We start from the raw sequence: 19,122 nt of genomic DNA, 5'->3' as shown, positions 1-19,122 counted from the left end.
GCTATAGCGATAAATCCTGCAACCGCTCAGATAAAGGCGCCTGAGCTGACTGTTCTGCGTCAATATCTTCCCTGACTTGTTGATACCAGGTCTGTTCATCCCACAGTTCAAACTTGTTGAACTGCCCAACCAGCATCACTTCTTTGCTTAAATTTGCATGCTGACGAAGCGTATTCGCCACCAGTAAGCGGCCCGCATTGTCCATCTGACATTCACTGGCATGCCCCAACAGCAAGCGCTGCACGCGGCGCTCCAGAGGATTCATGCTGGAAAGACTCGCCAGCTTCTTCTCAATGATTTCCCAGGCGGGCAAGGTGTAGAGCAACAGGCATGGCTGGTGGAGGTCGATGGTACACACCATCTGCCCCTGTGATTCCTCGTTCAGCAAATTGCGATAGCGGGTTGGTACCGCCAGGCGTCCTTTGCTGTCGAGATTGACTAACGTTGCTCCACGGAACATGCCAGTCTCACCCCTCAATTACCCAATAACACCACTTTATCCCACTTTTTACCACAAAACGAGTTTAAGGATCGTAGGAAATCATTGTCAAGCCGGAGCGGCAGGTGAATATGATTATTTACCGAGGCGGGAATTAACGCTGGGAAGGTTTCAAAACGCCAAAAGATGATTAATCAAAATTAAACTAATGAATAACTGAATAAAAAAACCTGCCCCGAAACAGCATGGCTAAAATTAGCGCGCTTATTCCGGCCGAACGGCGGCGCGTCGTTTTGAGACAGGGGACGCATTTTAGGGGATTTCTTAAAGGATGCACAGCGGCACGCGCGCGGACGGGGGTTTTAAACAGCGGCTAAGTTGTAAGTAAACAAGAATGGTCTGTTAAGTTAATTTGTTAGCATAAATGATTAGCGCTGACGCTTTTTTACTTTGAAAGGAAAGAGTTTAAAAACAGCAGGTAATAGTCAGGGGCAGACGCATTGCTGCCCTGATTTTATTTAGAAATTCTGCTTAATTGTCCCCGCCGTAATAAATTACGACGAATTCGGGTTAAACCGGGTTTGGGTTTTCTGGGTTCATCTAAAGAAGCCAACACTAATTCCAGCACCCGTTCGGCGACATCACGATGACGTTGACCCACAGACAGGACCGGACATTCAAGAAAGTCCAGCAGCTCATGATCGCCGAAGGTGGCAATCGCCAGGTCGGCCGGTAAGCGGCCGTTACGTTTCAGCGTAACATCCATAACGCCCTGCAGCAGGCCAAAAGAAGTGGTGAAAAGCGCATCTGGCATTGGATGATTTTCCAGATAGGTTTCGAACAGGGCTGCGGAGGCAGTGCGTTCAAAACTGTTACAGTAAATGTAATCTATCGGGCGCTCATCCCCTTTCCAGGCATCTCTGAAGCCCAGCTCGCGCAGAAAACTGACCGACAATTCAGGTAACGCGCCCATAAACAGCACATTACTGATTTTAAGCTGACGCAATTCAGCAGCCAGCGCAAAGGCATCATCCTGATCGGCACCCACCACGCTGGTAAAGTGTTCGCGATCCAGCGCCCGGTCCAGCGCAATAATCGGCAGCGGGTGATTAATCCAGCGCTGATAAAAAGGATGTTCGGGCGGAAGCGACGTTGAAACGATAATCGCATCAACCTGGCGTTGCAGCAGATGTTCAATACAGCGCATCTCGTTATCGGGCTGATCTTCAGAACAGGCGATCAACAGCTGGTAGCCGCGCTGGCGGGCCTGGCGTTCAAGGTAGTTAGCAATACGCGTGTAACTGGTATTTTCCAGATCGGGGATGACCAGCCCAATCGAGCGCGTGCGACCGGCGCGCAGACCTGCCGCTACCGCATTGGGATGGTAATTGTGCTCGCGCACCACCGCCATGACTTTCTCAACGGTTTTGTCGCTGACACGATACTGCCGTGCTTTCCCATTAATAACGTAACTGGCCGTGGTGCGCGATACACCCGCCAGACGCGCAATTTCATCCAGTTTCACTGTAACCCCACCATTAAACAGGCTTAAGCTGATCGTTAATCCGCAGATAAGCTATGGACATCCTTTCTAGCACATCTAACAGCAGAAAAGTGCGCGTAGCAACCGCTTTTCCGATGGTTGGCTGTCTTACGCATTAAAAAGAAAAAACCCGGCATTTCGCCGGGTTGCAAATTTCGCTGAGGCTACCAGTGCGTCATTAACGCATAATGCGCTCACCACGAGACACGCCCACAATCCCCGAGCGGGCTACTTCAACAATTTCCGCCACTTCCCGGACGGTGTTCAAAAAGGCATCCAGCTTGTCGCTAGTCCCTGCCAGCTGAACCGTGTAAAGCGAAGGCGTAACGTCAATGATCTGTCCACGGAAAATTTCGGCGCTGCGCTTTACTTCTTCACGGCCATAGCCCGTTGCCTGAATTTTCACCAGCATAATTTCACGTTCAACGTAAGCGCCCTGCCCCAACTCCGTGACGCGCAGTACATCGACCAGCTTGTGCAGTTGCTTCTCGATCTGCTCCAGCACTTTCTGGTCGCCCACGGTCTGAATCGTCATGCGTGACAACGTAGGATCGTCAGTGGGCGCAACGGTGAGACTCTCAATGTTATAGCCGCGTTGTGAAAACAGGCCCACTACGCGAGACAATGCGCCGGATTCGTTTTCCAGCAAAACCGATAAAATGCGACGCATAATTATGTCCTCTCCGTTTTGCTCAACCACATTTCGTCCATACTGCCACCGCGAATCTGCATCGGGTAAACATGCTCGCTGCCGTCAACGTTGACGTCAACAAAGACCAGCCGTCCTGTCGCCAGGGTTTCCAGCGCCATGGCCAGCTTCTCTTCCAGCTCAGCGGGATGATTAATGGCAATACCCACGTGGCCATAGGCTTCTGCCAGACGAACAAAATCAGGCAGCGATTCCATATAGGATTGAGAGTGGCGGCCAGAATAGATCATATCCTGCCACTGCTTCACCATGCCCAGGAAACGGTTATTCAGGTTCAGCACCAACACCGGCAAATCGTACTGCAGTGCGGTAGAGAGCTCCTGGATGTTCATCTGAATACTGCCATCGCCCGTAACGCAGATAACGGTTTCGTCAGGCAGGGCCATTTTCACCCCCAGTGCGGCAGGCAGGCCAAAGCCCATGGTGCCGAGACCACCGGAGTTGATCCAGCGACGGGGTTTATCGAAGGTGTAATAGAGGGCGGCGAACATCTGATGCTGACCCACATCCGAGGTCACATAGGCCTCCCCGTTGGTGAGACGACAAATGGTTTCGATAACCGCCTGCGGTTTGATTTTGTCGCTGGTGCGATCGTATTCGAGGCATTGACGACCACGCCAGGTTTCAATCGACTGCCACCAGTCGCGCAGACTGTCCAACTGCTGCTTCGCTTCGCTTTGGTCAAGCAGTTCGAGCATTTGCTGTAACGTCTGTTTGGCATCCCCAACGATCGGAATATCGGCCGCTACCGTTTTTGAAATGGAAGTAGGATCGATATCGATGTGCATCACGGTAGCGTTCGGGCAATACTTCGCCAGATTGTTCGTGGTGCGGTCATCAAAACGGACGCCCACCCCGAAGATCAAATCGGCATTGTGCATGGTCATATTTGCTTCGTAGGTGCCATGCATGCCAAGCATGCCTACGCACTGACGATGACTACCGGGAAACGCGCCCAGCCCCATCAATGACGTGGTAACCGGAATATTCAGGCGCTCGGCCAGCTGCAGCAGTTCGGCTTCGCACGAAGAGGTAATCGCGCCGCCTCCGGCGTAGATCACCGGCTTATGCGCTGCCAGCAACGTGTTTAACGCACGCTTGATCTGGCCCTTATGCCCCTGAATCGTCGGATTATAGGAGCGCATGCTCACTTCCTGCGGATAATGATAAGGCAGCTTATTGGCAGGATTGAGAATATCTTTTGGCAGATCGATAACTACCGGTCCAGGACGCCCCGTGGATGCCAGCCAGAAGGCTTTTTTCAGTACCGTCGGGATCTCTTCGGTATTTTTCACCAGGAAACTGTGTTTCACCACCGGACGGGAAATACCGACCATGTCACATTCCTGGAAGGCGTCGTAGCCGATCAGGGATGAAGGCACCTGACCTGACAGAATAACCAACGGAATAGAATCCATATAGGCCGTCGCAATACCGGTGATCGCATTGGTTGCGCCCGGACCCGACGTTACCAGCACCACGCCCACTTCGCCGGTTGCGCGAGCCAGGCCATCGGCCATATGCACGGCGCCCTGCTCGTGACGAACCAGAACGTGATCAATACCGCCGACGGTCTGCAGCGCATCGTAAATGTCGAGCACTGCGCCACCCGGATAACCGAATACCTGCTTAACGCCCTGATCGATTAACGACCGGACGACCATTTCGGCTCCTGACAACATCTCCATTTTCTGCCTCCCGGCTTGAGGAACTGAATCTACTGACGACTGCTTTCCCGCTAGCCACATGCATCCTGCCCTGCTATTCGCCAATTAAGATCAAAACCTTATGTTTTTGCAAAGACAGCAGAATTCATTTCTGCTGTCCCGATACAGAGAATTCTGCTGGGTTATTTTTCTAAGAGTAGGTCGATTACCATAACCGCAGAAAAACGGGCTGGCAAACGCCAAACGCCTTTTATTAAAGGGCACAGGATACAAAGGCTCTGCTCGCCAACTTTGGCTTACGATTATTAAACTAAATACGTCTGTTAATAGCAGAGGAAAATGCTGGGATTGATATTTTTTCCAGCCGTATCTAAGAAATAAAAAAAACATATGATGCAGGCCTTCAGGCAGCCGTGTTTTGGTCGGGCACTTTTATGGCGTAAGTCTCTTATAAACGCGTCATGCACATTCGATTATGCTGCCTTTAAACAAAACCGCCTGGGTAAAATAATGCCACGACAGTAAATTATCATTATATTTCATTGCATTACTCCATCACCGTAGCCCTTCAGGCCCGGATCGTCGGCACTAAACGCCGCGCGTGCAAAGGGTCTCGTTTAATACTCTGCGCAGGCGTTAAATGTCAGAACATTTTTCTTTACTGTGACAAAAAAATAACCCTTCGCTTATGGTTGACATTGATTGGCGATTCCAGTACCAATAGAGGCAGCAAAAAATTCACGAGGTTTGAAACATGTCACGTTCTTTCCGTCTATCAGGTCTACTACTAAACGCAACTTATCTGCGCGGTAGACTTGTGGGCGAAATCAAACACTGATTCGAACCTGCTAAAAGTTAAAAACCCGCGCCTGTCGCGGGTTTTTTTATGCTCGTTGCAAGGCAAGAAACGCAAAAGGATGAACACGATGAGCCAGCAAGTTATTATTTTCGATACCACTCTGCGTGATGGTGAACAGGCATTACAAGCCAGCCTGAGTGTGAAAGAAAAACTGCAAATTGCGTTAGCGCTGGAACGTATGGGCGTTGATGTTATGGAAGTCGGTTTCCCTGTGTCCTCACCGGGTGATTTTGAATCCGTGCAAACCATTGCACGCACGATTAAAAACAGCCGGGTTTGCGGCCTGGCACGCTGTGTTGAACAAGATATTGATGCCGCCTACGAGTCTTTACGCGTCGCCGAGGCCTTCCGTATCCATACTTTTATTGCCACCTCACCCATGCACATTGCCACCAAGCTGCGCAGCACCCTGCCTGAAGTGATTGAACGTGCGGTGCGCATGGTGAAACGCGCCCGTAACTACACGGACGATGTGGAGTTTTCCTGCGAAGACGGTGGCCGTACCCCGATTGACGACCTGTGCCGCATGGTCGAAGCCGCAATTAATGCCGGTGCCACCACCATAAACATTCCGGATACCGTTGGCTACACCTTGCCAAACGAGTACGCCAACATTATCAGCCAGTTAATTCACCGCGTGCCAAACATCGATAAAGCCATCCTGTCTGTTCATACCCATGATGATTTAGGTATGGCGACCGGCAACGCGATTGCTGCCGTGCAGGCTGGCGCGCGTCAGGTGGAGGGTACGCTGAACGGGTTAGGTGAGCGCGCCGGTAACTGCGCACTGGAAGAAGTGATCATGGCGATTAAAACCCGTCAGCAGATCATGAATGTTCACACCAACATTCACCATCAGGAAATTTATCGTACCAGCCAGATGATTAGTCAGATCTGCAATATGCCAATCCCGGCTAATAAAGCGGTGGTCGGTTCTAACGCCTTTGCCCACTCTTCGGGCATTCATCAGGACGGCGTCATTAAAAACCGTGAAAACTATGAAATCCTGACCCCAGAATCCATTGGCCTGCACAAAATTCAGCTTAATCTGACATCCCGTTCCGGCCGCGCAGCGGTAAAACATCGTATGGAAGAGATGGGCTACACAGAAAGCGAATACAATCTGGACTCCCTGTATGACGCTTTCCTGAAACTGGCGGACAAGAAAGGTCAGGTGTTTGATTACGACCTGGAAGCGCTGGCTTTCATTAATAAACAAAACGAAGAGCCTGAATTTTTCCAACTGAATGATTTCAATGTGCAGTCAGGCTCCAGTATCACGGCCACCGCGTCGGTGAATCTGGGCTGCGGCGAACAAACGAAATCAGAAGCGGCGACCGGTAACGGTCCGGTTGATGCGGTTTATCAGGCCATTAACCGAATTACCCAGTTCAACGCAGAGCTGGTTAATTACAAGCTGACGGCAAAAGGCCACGGCGAGAATGCGCTGGGTCAGGTTGATATCGTGGTGGGCTACAACAATCGTAAGTTCCACGGCGTCGGTCTGGCGACGGATATCGTCGAGTCTTCTGCCAAAGCGATGGTGAACGCATTAAACAACATCTGGCGAGCCAAACAGGTCGAGAAAGAGTTACAGCGCAAGTCTAAAGATCAGAAGGAAACGGTGTAATCATGTCAAACTCTTCACATATCGCAGTACTGGCGGGCGACGGAATCGGCCCGGAAGTGATGGCCCAGGCTATCAAAGTATTGGATGCGATTCGTCAGCGTTTTAACCTGCGTATTACCACCAGTGAGTACGACGTCGGTGGTATCGCCATTGACCGTCACGGCGAACCCTTGCCACCGGCTACCGTTGCAGGCTGCGAACAGGCCAACGCAATCCTGTTTGGATCGGTAGGTGGCCCTAAGTGGGAGCACCTGCCCCCGGCCTCTCAACCCGAGCGCGGGGCGCTGTTGCCGCTGCGTAAACACTTTAAGCTGTTCAGCAACCTGCGTCCTGCGGCGCTCTACAGCGGCCTGGAAGCTTTTTGTCCCTTGCGCAGCGATATCGCAGCACGCGGTTTCGATATCCTGTGCGTACGTGAACTGACCGGCGGCATTTATTTTGGTCAGCCGAAAGGACGCGAAGGCAGCGGCCCGCACGAGCGCGCTTTTGATACCGAAGTCTATCATCGTTTTGAAATCGAACGCATTGCGCGTCAGGCTTTCGAGTCCGCCCGCAAGCGCCGTAATAAAGTCACCTCTGTCGATAAAGCTAACGTGCTGCAAACATCCGTTATGTGGCGGGAAATCGTGAACGAGATCGCGAAAGATTATCCCGATGTTCAGCTGAGCCACATGTACATCGACAACGCCACCATGCAGTTGATCAAAGATCCTTCTCAGTTCGACGTGCTGCTGTGCTCTAACCTGTTTGGCGACATTTTGTCAGACGAGTGCGCGATGATCACCGGCTCAATGGGCATGTTGCCGTCCGCCAGCCTGAGCGAAGACGGTTTTGGCCTGTATGAACCGGCTGGCGGCTCGGCGCCGGATATCGCCGGGCAAAATATTGCTAATCCCATTGCCCAGATCCTGTCACTGTCGCTGCTGCTGCGCTACAGCCTGAATGCCGATGACGCCGCCGCCGCTATTGAGCGCGCCATCAGCCGGGCGTTAGCGGAAGGCTATCGCACCAAAGACCTGGCCGGTGACGGCTCTGCGATCAGCACAGATGAGATGGGCAGCATCATTGCCCGCTTTATCGCCGAGGAAAAATAATAAAATGAAAACCTTATACCAGAAGTTATTTGATGCACATGTCGTTCACGAAGCGCCGAATGAAACACCGTTGCTCTATATCGATCGTCATCTGATTCATGAGGTGACTTCGCCACAGGCCTTTGATGGCTTGCGTGCCCACGGTCGTAAAGTTCGTCAGCCTTCAAAGACGTTTGCCACCATGGATCACAACGTGTCCACCCAGACCAAAGATATTAATGCTTCGGGTGAAATGGCGCGTATTCAGATGCAGGAACTGATGAAAAACTGTGCCGAATTCGGCGTGCAGTTGTATGACCTGAATCACCCGTTCCAGGGCATCGTGCATGTGATTGGGCCAGAGCAAGGCATGACGCTGCCCGGCATGACCATTGTCTGCGGCGATTCCCACACGGCGACGCACGGTGCCTTTGGTTCACTGGCCTTTGGTATTGGTACGTCAGAGGTTGAGCATGTTTTTGCCACGCAAACCCTGAAACAGGGCCGTGCCAAAACCATGAAGATTGAAGTGACAGGTACGGTTGCGCCGGGCATTACGGCGAAAGATATCGTACTGGCGATTATTGGTAAAACCGGCAGCGCAGGCGGTACCGGCCACGTTGTTGAATTCTGTGGCTCGGCGATTGAAGCGTTGAGCATGGAAGGCCGCATGACGCTGTGCAACATGGCTATCGAGATGGGCGCAAAAGCCGGTCTGGTCGCCCCGGATGAGACCACCTTCGCTTACCTGAAAGGTCGCCAGTTTTCACCTCAAGGTGAAAAATGGGAGCAGGCCGTTGAGTACTGGGGCACGCTGAAGTCCGACCCAGGCGCTAAGTTTGACCGCGTGGTGACGCTGCATGCGGAAGAGATTGCACCGCAGGTGACCTGGGGAACCAACCCCGGCCAGGTGATCGCGGTGGATGCGCAGATTCCCGATCCGGCTTCGTTTGCCGATCCGGTCGAGCGCGCCTCTGCGGAGAAAGCGCTGGCTTACATGAATCTGCAACCCGGCATCAAACTGACCGATGTCAGCATTGATAAAGTCTTTATTGGCTCCTGCACAAACTCACGCATTGAAGATCTGCGTGCCGCCGCCGCGATTGCCAAAGGGCGTAAGGTCGCGCCTGGCGTTCAGGCACTGGTGGTGCCGGGTTCAGGCCCGGTTAAAGCACAGGCCGAAGCGGAAGGGCTGGATAAGATCTTTATTGAAGCAGGATTTGAGTGGCGCCTGCCCGGCTGCTCAATGTGTCTGGCCATGAACAACGACCGTCTGAACCCCGGCGAGCGCTGTGCCTCAACCAGTAACCGTAACTTCGAAGGCCGCCAGGGCCGTGGCGGACGGACGCATTTGGTTAGCCCGGCAATGGCCGCCGCTGCCGCCGTTAATGGCCATTTCGCCGACATTCGCAGCCTGACATAAGGACACCATCATGGCAGAAAAATTTACCCAACATACTGGTTTGGTGGTTCCACTGGACGCCGCTAACGTCGATACCGATGCCATCATTCCAAAGCAGTTTTTGCAGAAAGTCACCCGCGTAGGCTTTGGCGCCCACCTGTTCAATGACTGGCGTTTCCTGGACGATCACGGCCTGGAACCCAATCCGGACTTCGTTCTCAACTTTCCGGAGTATAAAGGTGCTTCTATCCTGCTGACGCGGGAAAACTTTGGTTGTGGTTCGTCACGTGAGCATGCGCCCTGGGCACTGACCGATTACGGCTTTAAAGTCGTGATTGCGCCCAGCTTTGCCGATATTTTCTATGGCAACAGCTTCAACAACCAGTTACTGCCGGTTACGCTGAGCGATGAGCAGGTGGAGGAGCTGTTTACGCTGGTGAATGCGCATCCGGGTATCCGCTTCGGAGTGGATCTGGAAGCGCAGGTCGTGAAAGCGGGCAACAACACCTACAGCTTTAAGATTGATGACTTTCGTCGTCACTGCATGCTGAACGGGCTGGACAGTATCGGCCTGACGCTGCAGCACGAAAGCGCGATCTCGGCTTACGAAAGTAACCAGCCTGCCTTTATGCGTTAACGCGTAAATAATGTAACCAGCCCGTTCGGCTCTGCCGTTCGGGCTTTTTTTCATCTGGCAAAACTGCGCTAAAACAATTAATCGCGATTTATTTTATTGCAGAACTCCTGTTATTTATTCAGCAACAACGTTGATATTTTGACTCGCATCATTTTCTTCTCAACTTTCCCTTCTTTTTTTTCACAAGACGTAAATGGCTTGCTGATTTAATTAATATCGTTTTCATTTTTATGTTATTTGATCGTTAACTCCATAGAGCTCACCTATAGCTTGTAGAAAAAAAAGCATTATTTCCGCTCATTCTCCCTCGCTATCATCGCCACAGATAAAGATTAACGCAAAACACATCGAGATCGTCTCAGCCTGGCTGTCGGATCTTTTGTGGAGACTCTGTATGCACGCTTATCCTCACCTGTTTACCCCGCTCACAATCAACGGAATGACGTTAAAAAACCGTGTCATCATGCCGCCAATGGGCACCAACCTGGCCAGTCTGAATGGCGAAGTGTCTCAGGAACAGCTTGATTACTATTCGCTTCGCGCCAGGGGCGGCACTGGGCTCATTACGATTGAGAATATTTGTGTGGATTTTCCCTTCGCGTCGAACGGCACCACACAACTGCGCATTGATAATGATCAGTATATTCCTGGCTTATACAAACTTACCGAAACGTTGCATAAACATGGAACCTGTGTCGCCATCCAGTTAAACCACGCCGGTGCATCAGCCTATGCCTATCGCCTCAATGGGGAAATGCCCATTTCCGCCTCCGCGGTCCCCTCCAAAAAGAATGGTAATATTCCCCGTCCGATGACGCATGAGGAAATATATCGGGCGGTTGACAAATTTGGCGACGCAGCAGAACGCGTCAGACGCGCCAATTTTGACTGCGTAGAGATTCATGCCGGTCACTCTTATTTAATCAGTCAGTTTTTATCTCCACTGTTTAATCAGCGTACTGATGAATTTGGTGGCAATATCGAGAATCGGTCGCGCTTTTTAACCCTGATTGTCGACAAAGTTCGGGCCTGCGTGGGACCGATGTTTCCCATCAGCCTGCGTATCAGCGCGGATGATTTCTTACAAGGTGGAAACACGCTGGAAGATTCGCTACACATTCTTGAACGTTGTCAGGAAAAGGTCGACATCATCAATGTGTCAGCGGCGCAGAATGACAACCTGTATTTACAGATAGACCAAATGTCTCAAGAGGATGGCTGGAAACGCTATCTGTCACGTGCCGTTCGCACCAGATTTAATAAGCCCACCGTTGTCGCAGGCAATATTCGCACCCCGCAACTTGCTGAAGACATTCTTGCTCAGGGTGACGCGGACCTGATCGCTATTGGTCGTGGGTTGATTGCTGAACCGGATTGGGTACAAAAGGTACAGAGTGGGCATGAGGAGACGATGCGTAAGTGTATCTCATGCAATATTGGATGCGCCGACCATCGCATCGCCCGCTCTCTTCCCCTTCGCTGCTCAATTAACCCCGATATCATCCATGGCGACGCTTATAAGCAGCGCCAGGTCAAGCGACCGACGCGTGTCGTCGTGATCGGGGCTGGCACGGCAGGCATCGAAGCCGCCTGCACCGCCGCAGAGGTAGGGTGCAAGACCTGGCTGTTCGAAGCCAAAAACCATATCGGTGGGCTGGCTGTCGAGATCGCACGATTACCCGAAAAAAAACGTATTGCCGATTTTCCGCAATTCCTGCGCAACCGTATGGCCCGGCTGGAGAATTTGCAACTGCATCTGGGACAACAGGTTCAGCCCGAGCAGCTTGAGGTTCTGCGTCCCGACTTAATTGTTAATGCCACGGGCTCTGTCCCCCTGCTGCCGCCCATTGCGGGATTACATGAGACGATCGACCGCCCCGGCAGCGTCGTGTTCACGATTACGGGCATGATTCAACACCTGGATACATTCAGCGCGCTGCAAGGCAAACGTATCGCCGTGGTCGGCGGCGGTGCCGTTGGACTCGATGTCATCGAGTATTTTGCCACCCGGGGCGCTGAAGCAGTACTGATTGAAATGCAGAATTCACCAGGACGCGACCTCGACATCATCACAAAGAGTGCCATGTTAGCGCTGCTTGAACAGCACCAGGTAGAACAACACATGGACACGCAGCTCATTGAGGTCAAACCCGATCGCTTCCGCGTTAAAAACGCCCACCACACCTTCGACATCGCCTTCGACTACGGCTTTATCTGTCTGGGGATGTGCCCCAACCGCAGCGGTTTCGAGGCCGTTGAGCGCTGGGCCACCGCCAGACATATCAAAATAATGAACATCGGCGACAGCCTGAAAGCCCGGCGAATTATTGATGGTGTACGCGAAGGACGCAACGTACTGGATGCCCTGGAAGAGACTGGCGCACTGGGCAGCCACGAAGCGACAAGCATTCCACTTTTAACTTACTGAGGACACTATCATGGCAGAACGTATTACCGGGCATACCGAGCTGATTGGGCTGATCGCCACCCCCATTCGCCACAGCATGTCGCCAACCATGCACAACGAAGCTTTCGCGCACCTTGGGCTGGACTATGTTTATCTGGCTTTTGAGGTCGGCACTGCGGAACTGGAGAAGGTGGTGCAGGGTTTTCGTGCGCTGAAGCTGCGCGGATGCAATGTTTCCATGCCCAATAAGACGGAGGTTTGCCGCTATCTGGATAAGTTGTCTCCCGCAGCACAGCTTGTGGGCGCGGTGAATACCGTCGTCAATGATAACGGCGTGCTGACCGGGCACATCACGGATGGGACAGGTTATATGCGCGCCCTCGCTGAAGAGGGCATCGATATTCTGGGCAAAAAGATGACGATTCTGGGCGCGGGCGGTGCGGCAACGGCCATTTGCGTTCAGGCCGCCCTGGATGGCGTTAAGGCGATCTCGGTCTTTAACCAACGCGATAAATTCTTTGCAAATGCCCAGGAAACCGTCGCGAAGATTCGCGCCCATACTGACTGTGAGATTCACCTTTTTGACCTCGACGACCACGATCGTTTGCGTGCTGAAATTAACGACAGCGTTATTCTGACCAATGCGACCGGCGTCGGCATGAAACCCTTTGAAGGACAGATGCTGCTTCCCGACGAGAGCTTCCTGCGTCCTGAGCTTATTGTCTCCGATGTGGTCTATATCCCACGTAAAACACATTTGCTTGAGACGGCCGAGAAAAAAGGCTGCCGTATTATTAACGGTCTCGGCATGATGCTGTGGCAAGGCGCAAGCGCGTTCGAAATCTGGACGGGAAAACCGATGCCGGTTGATCACATCAAAAACATCCTTTTTTGAGGATGGCTGAGATGAAAAACAAGTATATTCCCACCGCCGCCGGGCTGTATCTCAATTACCTCATTCATGGCATGGGCGTGCTGGTCATCACTCTCAACATGGCTAACCTGCAGGCACAATGGAATACCGATGCGGCGGGCGTATCGATTGTGATTTCCTCACTGGGCATTGGCAAACTGATTACCATCGTTACGGGTTTTCTGTCGGATCGTTTTGGCCGTAAGCCTTTTGTCTATTTTGGCATCATCAGTTACGTGGCCTTTTTCATCGGTATCCTGTTTACCCGGGATATTTATACGGCCTATTTCTTTGGCGTGCTGGCAGGAATGGCTAACAGTTTCCTTGATTCTGCCACCTATCCGGCGCTGATGGAGGCCTTCCCGGACTCCGCCAGCCGCGCTAACGTGCTGATAAAAGCGTTTGTCTCCGCCGGACAATTTTTATTGCCGTTTATCATTAGCCTGCTTATCTGGGCGGATTTGTGGTTTGGTTGGTCATTCGTTCTGGCAGCAGCCTTAATGACGATGAGCGGAATCTACCTGATCAAAATGCCGTTTCCCGATCACCGGGTACAGAAAGTCTCGGAAACATCAGCCAGCGTGACCGCGCCACCGCGTAGTCGTCTGTATCAGCTGGATATGGTTGTGTTCACCTTTTACGGCTATATCAGCATGGCGACGTTTTATCTGGTGAGCCAATGGCTGGCACAGTATGGGCAGTTTGTCGCGGGCATGCCCTACACCGCATCGGTGAAGTTACTCAGTATCTACACGGCAGGATCGCTGACCTGCGTATTCGTCACTGCGGTCATGGTGAAAAAAGTGTTGAGCTCAGCCATCGCGATGGTCATTTACACCTTCCTGTCGGCCCTCTCACTGCTGATCGTCTGCCTCTATCCAACACCACTGATTGTTACCGGTTTTGCGTTCGTATTTGGGTTTGCGGCCGCGGGCGGCGTTATGCAACTGGGTGCAACGATTATGGCGATGAGTTTTCCACAAGCGAAAGGCTTTGCGACAGGCGTGTTTTATACCGCCGGCAGTCTGGCCAGCTTTACCATCCCTTTATTTACAGCGCATCTTTCACGAACCAGTATCGCCAGCATCATGTGGTTTGATCTGATTATTGCGGTGACAGGTTTTATCCTTGCGCTTTATATCGCTTCCCGCCAATTTCAACGTCATTGTGCGGAAACACGCCGTCAGTCCGCTACAGCGGCTAGTTGAACAGTTAAAACAGGAATGACTATGACTCAAACGGTTAGGGTTAAAAACATCGTCTTTCAGGCAGGGCAAACGCGGCTTTGTGTGCCCTTGACAGGCCGCACTCGCGAGGAGCTTCAGGCCAGAGCACAGTTACTGACTTCCGCACAGGCAGACATTATCGAATGGCGCGTCGACCACTTCATCGAGGGTAAAGACGAGAAGCAAGTCTTGCTGGCGCTGGCCGACATTCGTCAGCAACTTGGGGAAACGCCGCTGCTCTTTACCTTCCGCAGTAAAAAAGAAGGTGGCGAAATGGACATCAGTGATGACCAATACTTCGCGCTCAACCGCGCGGCCGCCTTAAGCGGGCTGGCTGATGTGATTGATATTGAGTTGTTTAACGATGAGTCACGCATCCGTTCGCTGGTAAGCGAGGCGCATAACGCAGGTGTTAAGGTCATTATGAGTAATCATGATTTTCACCAAACGCCCGCGAAGGAAGAGATCATTTACCGGTTACGTCGCATGCAGGATTTAGGTGCAGACCTGCCCAAGATTGCCGTAATGCCTCAAACACCTCAGGATGTGCTGACGCTGCTGTCTGCGACCCTGTTAATGAAAGAGCACTACGCAACGCGGCCGCTTATCACGATGTCGATGGGAAAAATGGGCGGAGTCAGTCGGGTCACCGGACGCCTGTTCGGTTCCGCAATGACGTTTGGCACCCTGGGCCAGTCCTCGGCACCAGGGCAAATCGCCGTTACACAACTGCGGGTGATGATGGAGACGCTTTCCTAGCGGCGGACATGCCCAAAGCCGCGCTTTGGGCATGTTTCCTGGCGACATCACTGTGCGTAATAATAAAGTTTTTTAGCCTCAGCGCCGCCGGTGAAAGCATTTTTGTTTTAATTGTCGCCAGACAAATATAACGCGGTGGAAGCGAATTTTTGATCGTCAGGATATGGAGATTGTAGTGCGTGAGCGCCGCAATTCTTGGCATGATGGCAATACCATAGCCGATACTGACCAACCCGGCCATTGCTAAATCCTCTTCCACATAACAGGCAATATCCGGTGACAGCGTTTGCTGGTGAAAGATGTCGTCAATAAACGGACGTAGCCCACTACTTTCTGAAAAATAGACATAGGGATAATGGATGGTTTCCGCTAAATCAACGTCGCTTTCGTGAAGACGCGCTAACGGATGATCTTTCGCTGTCACTACCACTAATTCTTGTTCAATAACCGGGATAAATTCAATATCAGGATCGTCGCCAATCCGCGAACAGATGACCATATCAACCTTATCCGCTTTGAGTGACTGCAACAACGCAACTGACGTCCCCTGTTTAAAAGAGAATGTCACATCATTATGACGAAAGTGTTGGGAGTAATTGTTGATAATTTGCGGAATAACATATTCCCCCATTGTATAGATAAACCCAATTCGGATATTTTCCCGGCACAGAAGGTGATTGTTTTTTAGCCTCTCCCTGCCATTTTCCAGTGCCGACAGTGCTGTCTCAACATAGGGTAAAAAACATTTCCCACTTTCACTAATCCTTACATTTCTGCCCTGACGGAAAAAGAGTGAAACGCCTAACTCCTTTTCTAACTCAGCTATAGCATGGCTAAGAGAGGGCTGGATGATAAAAAGACTGGATGCCGCTTCCGTGTAATGCTCCGTTTCTGACAGGCGTTTAAAATAATAAAGTTGCTTGAGGTTCATGGCATTTGCCTTTGAATGAAAAGTAAATCTGCTATCGCTACTTTATCACCGTTAAAAGGACTAACTATGTACTCAGGTCAAAATTAATGACGCTTAAAAAATGCTATAAAGAAACAAAAAAATTAGCAATATCAGACTATTTTTCAATGTAAAAAAAACATCAAAAAATAGTTTAAACTTCAGGGATACATCATGGAAAAGTTATACAAAGAGGAACACGCTGGCAGGCGCACGCCGAAAAATAAACCCACGAAAGTCAGAATAATCATTCTGCTATTAATATCCGCTGGCACAATGATTAACTATCTTGATCGGACAATTTTAGGCATCGTTGCGCCAAAAATCACCCGCGAACTTGAAATCGATCCCGCTATGATGGGCGTGGCTTTTTCTGCCTTCGCCTGGACGTATACGCTGGCACAAATCCCCGGAGGGATGTTTTTAGATCGCTTTGGTAACAAACTGACCTACGCCCTTTCCGTGCTGTTTTGGTCGATTTTCACTCTACTGCAAACATTTACTCTTGGACTCAAGTCTTTGATCTTCCTGAGACTGGGGCTGGGATTGAGCGAAGCACCCTGTTTTCCGGTTAACAGTCGCGTAGTGGCAAAATGGTTCCCGCGTCATGAACGTGCCCGCGCCACCGCAACCTATACCGTAGGGGAATATATTGGTCTGGCGGCTTTCTCGCCCTTACTCTATCTCATTCTGGAGTATCACGGCTGGCGCAGCCTTTTTTTTATTACCGGCGGAGCCGGTATTCTGTTCACGTTTATTTGGTGGCGACTTTACCATGAGCCTGAAGCATCCCAAAAAGCCAATCAGGAAGAAATTGATTACATTATCAATAATGAACCCATTGAAACATTAAAAAACACGCCCTTTAATTGGCCGGATGCCAAACGTTTACTCTGCTGCCGGCAAATTATTGGCGCCAGTCTCGGACAATTCGCTGGAAATACGACCTTGGTGTTTTTTCTGACATGGTTTCCCACCTATTTAGCGAAAGAACGGCAACTGGAATGGCTTCAGGTGGGCTTTTTCTCTGTATGGCCATTTATGGCTGCCGCTGTAGGCGTTTTCTTTGGCGGGTGGCTCTCAGATAAACTGTTGAATGCAACAGGATCTATTAATCTGAGCCGAAAACTTCCGGTTATTAGCGGCCTGGTGCTTTCCGGCACGATTATTGCGGCTAACTGGATGAGTTCAGACAGCGCCGTTATCATCGTTATGTCCATTGCCTTTTTTGGACAAGGCATGGTCGGTCTGGGCTGGACAATAATCGCAGATATTGCCCCGGCTTCTATGGCAGGACTCACTGGTGGTATATTTAACTTTTGCGCCAATATGGCTTCGATTTTAGCGCCCCTGATTATTGGCATTATCATTTCAATGACAAGCAGCTTTTTTTATGCGCTCGTGTATATCGGTATCACTGCGGTGATTGGCTTAGTCGCCTATATCTTTATCATTGGCGATATTAAGCGGATTGTGCTCTAAAGCACCGTTCCCCCGGCACTGTTATGCCGGGGGTATGTGCTTATTAAACGTCTTTAACGTTGCGTATCATTCCCAGCGTCAGTAAAGCAATCGCGGCAATCACCCAGTACACGCTGCCGTGACCAAAATGTTCAACCAGTATGCCCTGAAATAACCCCGCCAAAATAATGCCGGTCGAAATGCTGTTGGTAAACAGGGTTGTGGCTGCGCCTGCCCGCCCCGGCATCAGATCCTGAAACCACAACATTCCAATGCCCGCGACAACGCCGATAAACAGGGCGTTGAACACCTGCAGGACCAGCAGCGCCAGGTGGCTGTGAAACAGAATCAGGCCGCTGTAAAACACAACGGCGGAGGCCACCGCGCCCACCATCATCTTTCGCTTACCCCAACGTTTGGCATAGAAACCGGCCAGGATCATGACCGGGATTTCTAACCCGGCGGCCGTGCCCATTAAGAGACCGGCAAGCTTTTCGGGCAGGCCCAGATCGTTGCTGATCCACAGCGGCATATCGATAATGTACATGGTGTTACAGGTCCACATCAGCGTTGATGCGGCAAACAAAATGCGCACGTCACGAATCCGCCAGCCGCTCAGGGGGATCCCGCCCGACTGCATCAGGGAAGCCGCACGCGGCACCGAGGGCACGGTAAACCAGATCAGCAGGAAACAGAGAAAAAACAAGCCGGCCGCCACGCTGAACAGCGTAACGAAACCAAAATTCAGCGCCAGCGCAAACGACAGCGGTGGCCCAATCACCCACGCCAGCGACACCTGAGCGCGCATAATGGAACTGAACATCACCACTTCGCGCGAGGAACTGTCGGCATATTCTCGCGCCAGCGCAAAGAGCTGCGGCATGGCGACGTTCGCCAGCGACGATAACAGCACGCCCAGCGTTATCAGCGTCAGGTAATGGCGGGTAAACGCGAACAGTATGGCGTTTGCCAGGGCAAGGATACAGCACACTAAGATGATATTCCGCCGATCGCCAACGCTGTCGGAGCGCTTTGCGATCATCATGCTGACCACAATGCCGGCGATGGCATTGATGGTAAAAAACAGCCCGACCCACAGCGGTGGCACCTGTACTTCTCGCGATAAAAACAGGCTCAGCGTCGGCGCCTGCAGCGCACCGGCCACGCCGAGGATAAAGGCTGTCACCATAAAAGCCAAAAAGACCGGATTGAAACGGCGCGAGAACGATAACAAAGATTTCATGCCTTATCCCTGACAGAACAACGGGAGAAACGGGAACAATGGAACCCCGACCCAAACCTGCAACGTAAAAAAAACCAGCAGAATAACCCTGCTGGCGAAATCGTAACACACTACTCAGAAGGGACAGACATCGCTGCCAGTCCATGTCAGAGCGCCATTCATTACTGAATGCCTCCCGCTCTTCCAATACAGGAAAGATTGCCTC

Annotated in this window: 15 protein-coding genes; 9 read left to right on the top strand and 6 right to left on the bottom strand. The window is 51.4% G+C overall.

Annotated elements, in window-relative coordinates; all coding sequences use genetic code 11:
• Position 1 precedes the first annotated feature (1 nt).
• The 4 genes from mraZ to ilvI form a co-directional block, all read right to left on the bottom strand.
• Complete coding sequence (gene mraZ, locus QLG08_RS08525) at positions 2 to 460, bottom strand: division/cell wall cluster transcriptional repressor MraZ (protein WP_014592911.1); 459 nt, start codon at positions 458 to 460, stop codon at positions 2 to 4.
• A gap of 493 nt (positions 461 to 953) precedes the next feature.
• A complete protein-coding gene (gene cra / locus QLG08_RS08520) occupies positions 954 to 1,964 on the bottom strand; it encodes a catabolite repressor/activator (protein WP_019106419.1) in 1,011 nt (336 codons plus the stop codon).
• Between the two features lie 196 nt (positions 1,965 to 2,160).
• Positions 2,161 to 2,652, bottom strand: coding sequence for an acetolactate synthase small subunit (ilvN, locus tag QLG08_RS08515; protein WP_014592909.1), 492 nt, complete (start codon positions 2,650 to 2,652; stop codon positions 2,161 to 2,163).
• A 2-nt stretch (positions 2,653 to 2,654) separates the two neighbouring features.
• Positions 2,655 to 4,379: an acetolactate synthase 3 large subunit gene (gene ilvI, locus QLG08_RS08510; protein ID WP_014606592.1), complete on the bottom strand. Its 1,725-nt coding sequence runs from the start codon at positions 4,377 to 4,379 to the stop codon at positions 2,655 to 2,657.
• Positions 4,380 to 5,284: 905 nt separating this feature from the next.
• On the opposite strand from ilvI, the gene leuA reads away from it, so the two are divergent.
• From leuA to aroD, 8 genes are all read left to right on the top strand, one after another.
• Positions 5,285 to 6,847 (top strand): 2-isopropylmalate synthase, encoded by a 1,563-nt coding sequence (gene leuA, locus QLG08_RS08505; protein ID WP_014606593.1) that lies wholly within the window; start codon positions 5,285 to 5,287, stop codon positions 6,845 to 6,847.
• 2 nt (positions 6,848 to 6,849) lie between these two features.
• Positions 6,850 to 7,941, top strand: a complete 1,092-nt coding sequence (leuB, locus tag QLG08_RS08500; RefSeq protein ID WP_022622256.1) for a 3-isopropylmalate dehydrogenase — start codon at positions 6,850 to 6,852, stop codon at positions 7,939 to 7,941.
• A 4-nt stretch (positions 7,942 to 7,945) separates the two neighbouring features.
• On the top strand, positions 7,946 to 9,343 hold the full coding sequence (gene leuC, locus QLG08_RS08495) for a 3-isopropylmalate dehydratase large subunit (protein ID WP_014606594.1): 1,398 nt from the start codon (positions 7,946 to 7,948) through the stop codon (positions 9,341 to 9,343).
• 10 nt (positions 9,344 to 9,353) lie between these two features.
• Positions 9,354 to 9,959, top strand: coding sequence for a 3-isopropylmalate dehydratase small subunit (gene leuD, locus QLG08_RS08490; protein ID WP_105077124.1), 606 nt, complete (start codon positions 9,354 to 9,356; stop codon positions 9,957 to 9,959).
• 394 nt (positions 9,960 to 10,353) lie between these two features.
• Positions 10,354 to 12,387: an FAD-dependent oxidoreductase gene (locus QLG08_RS08485; protein ID WP_014606595.1), complete on the top strand. Its 2,034-nt coding sequence runs from the start codon at positions 10,354 to 10,356 to the stop codon at positions 12,385 to 12,387.
• Between the two features lie 10 nt (positions 12,388 to 12,397).
• On the top strand, positions 12,398 to 13,261 hold the full coding sequence (locus QLG08_RS08480; RefSeq protein WP_013024595.1) for a shikimate dehydrogenase: 864 nt from the start codon (positions 12,398 to 12,400) through the stop codon (positions 13,259 to 13,261).
• A gap of 11 nt (positions 13,262 to 13,272) precedes the next feature.
• Positions 13,273 to 14,487 carry an MFS transporter gene (locus QLG08_RS08475; protein WP_022622257.1) on the top strand — a complete coding sequence of 405 codons (1,215 nt, stop codon included), beginning with the start codon at positions 13,273 to 13,275 and terminating at the stop codon, positions 14,485 to 14,487.
• Positions 14,488 to 14,508: 21 nt separating this feature from the next.
• Complete coding sequence (gene aroD, locus QLG08_RS08470) at positions 14,509 to 15,264, top strand: type I 3-dehydroquinate dehydratase (RefSeq protein ID WP_238493226.1); 756 nt, start codon at positions 14,509 to 14,511, stop codon at positions 15,262 to 15,264.
• On the opposite strand, the gene QLG08_RS08465 is transcribed toward aroD, so the two are convergent.
• Positions 15,227 to 16,195, bottom strand: coding sequence for a LysR family transcriptional regulator (locus QLG08_RS08465; protein ID WP_282472886.1), 969 nt, complete (start codon positions 16,193 to 16,195; stop codon positions 15,227 to 15,229). The two genes, aroD and QLG08_RS08465, sit on opposite strands and share 38 nt — an antisense overlap.
• A gap of 192 nt (positions 16,196 to 16,387) precedes the next feature.
• Between QLG08_RS08465 and QLG08_RS08460 the strand changes: the two genes are divergently transcribed.
• A complete protein-coding gene (locus QLG08_RS08460) occupies positions 16,388 to 17,695 on the top strand; it encodes an MFS transporter (protein WP_089517599.1) in 1,308 nt (435 codons plus the stop codon).
• A gap of 43 nt (positions 17,696 to 17,738) precedes the next feature.
• On the opposite strand, the gene QLG08_RS08455 is transcribed toward QLG08_RS08460, so the two are convergent.
• Entirely contained in the window at positions 17,739 to 18,917 is a 1,179-nt protein-coding gene (locus QLG08_RS08455) for an MFS transporter (protein WP_013024590.1), read from the bottom strand.
• Positions 18,918 to 19,122 lie beyond the last annotated feature (205 nt).

The sequence above is a fragment of the Pantoea sp. V106_11 genome (assembly GCF_029967885.1).
GTDB lineage: Bacteria > Pseudomonadota > Gammaproteobacteria > Enterobacterales > Enterobacteriaceae > Pantoea > Pantoea ananatis.
The sequence above is the reverse complement of the archived record's forward strand: the minus strand, read 5'-3'. Positions and strand labels throughout refer to the sequence as shown.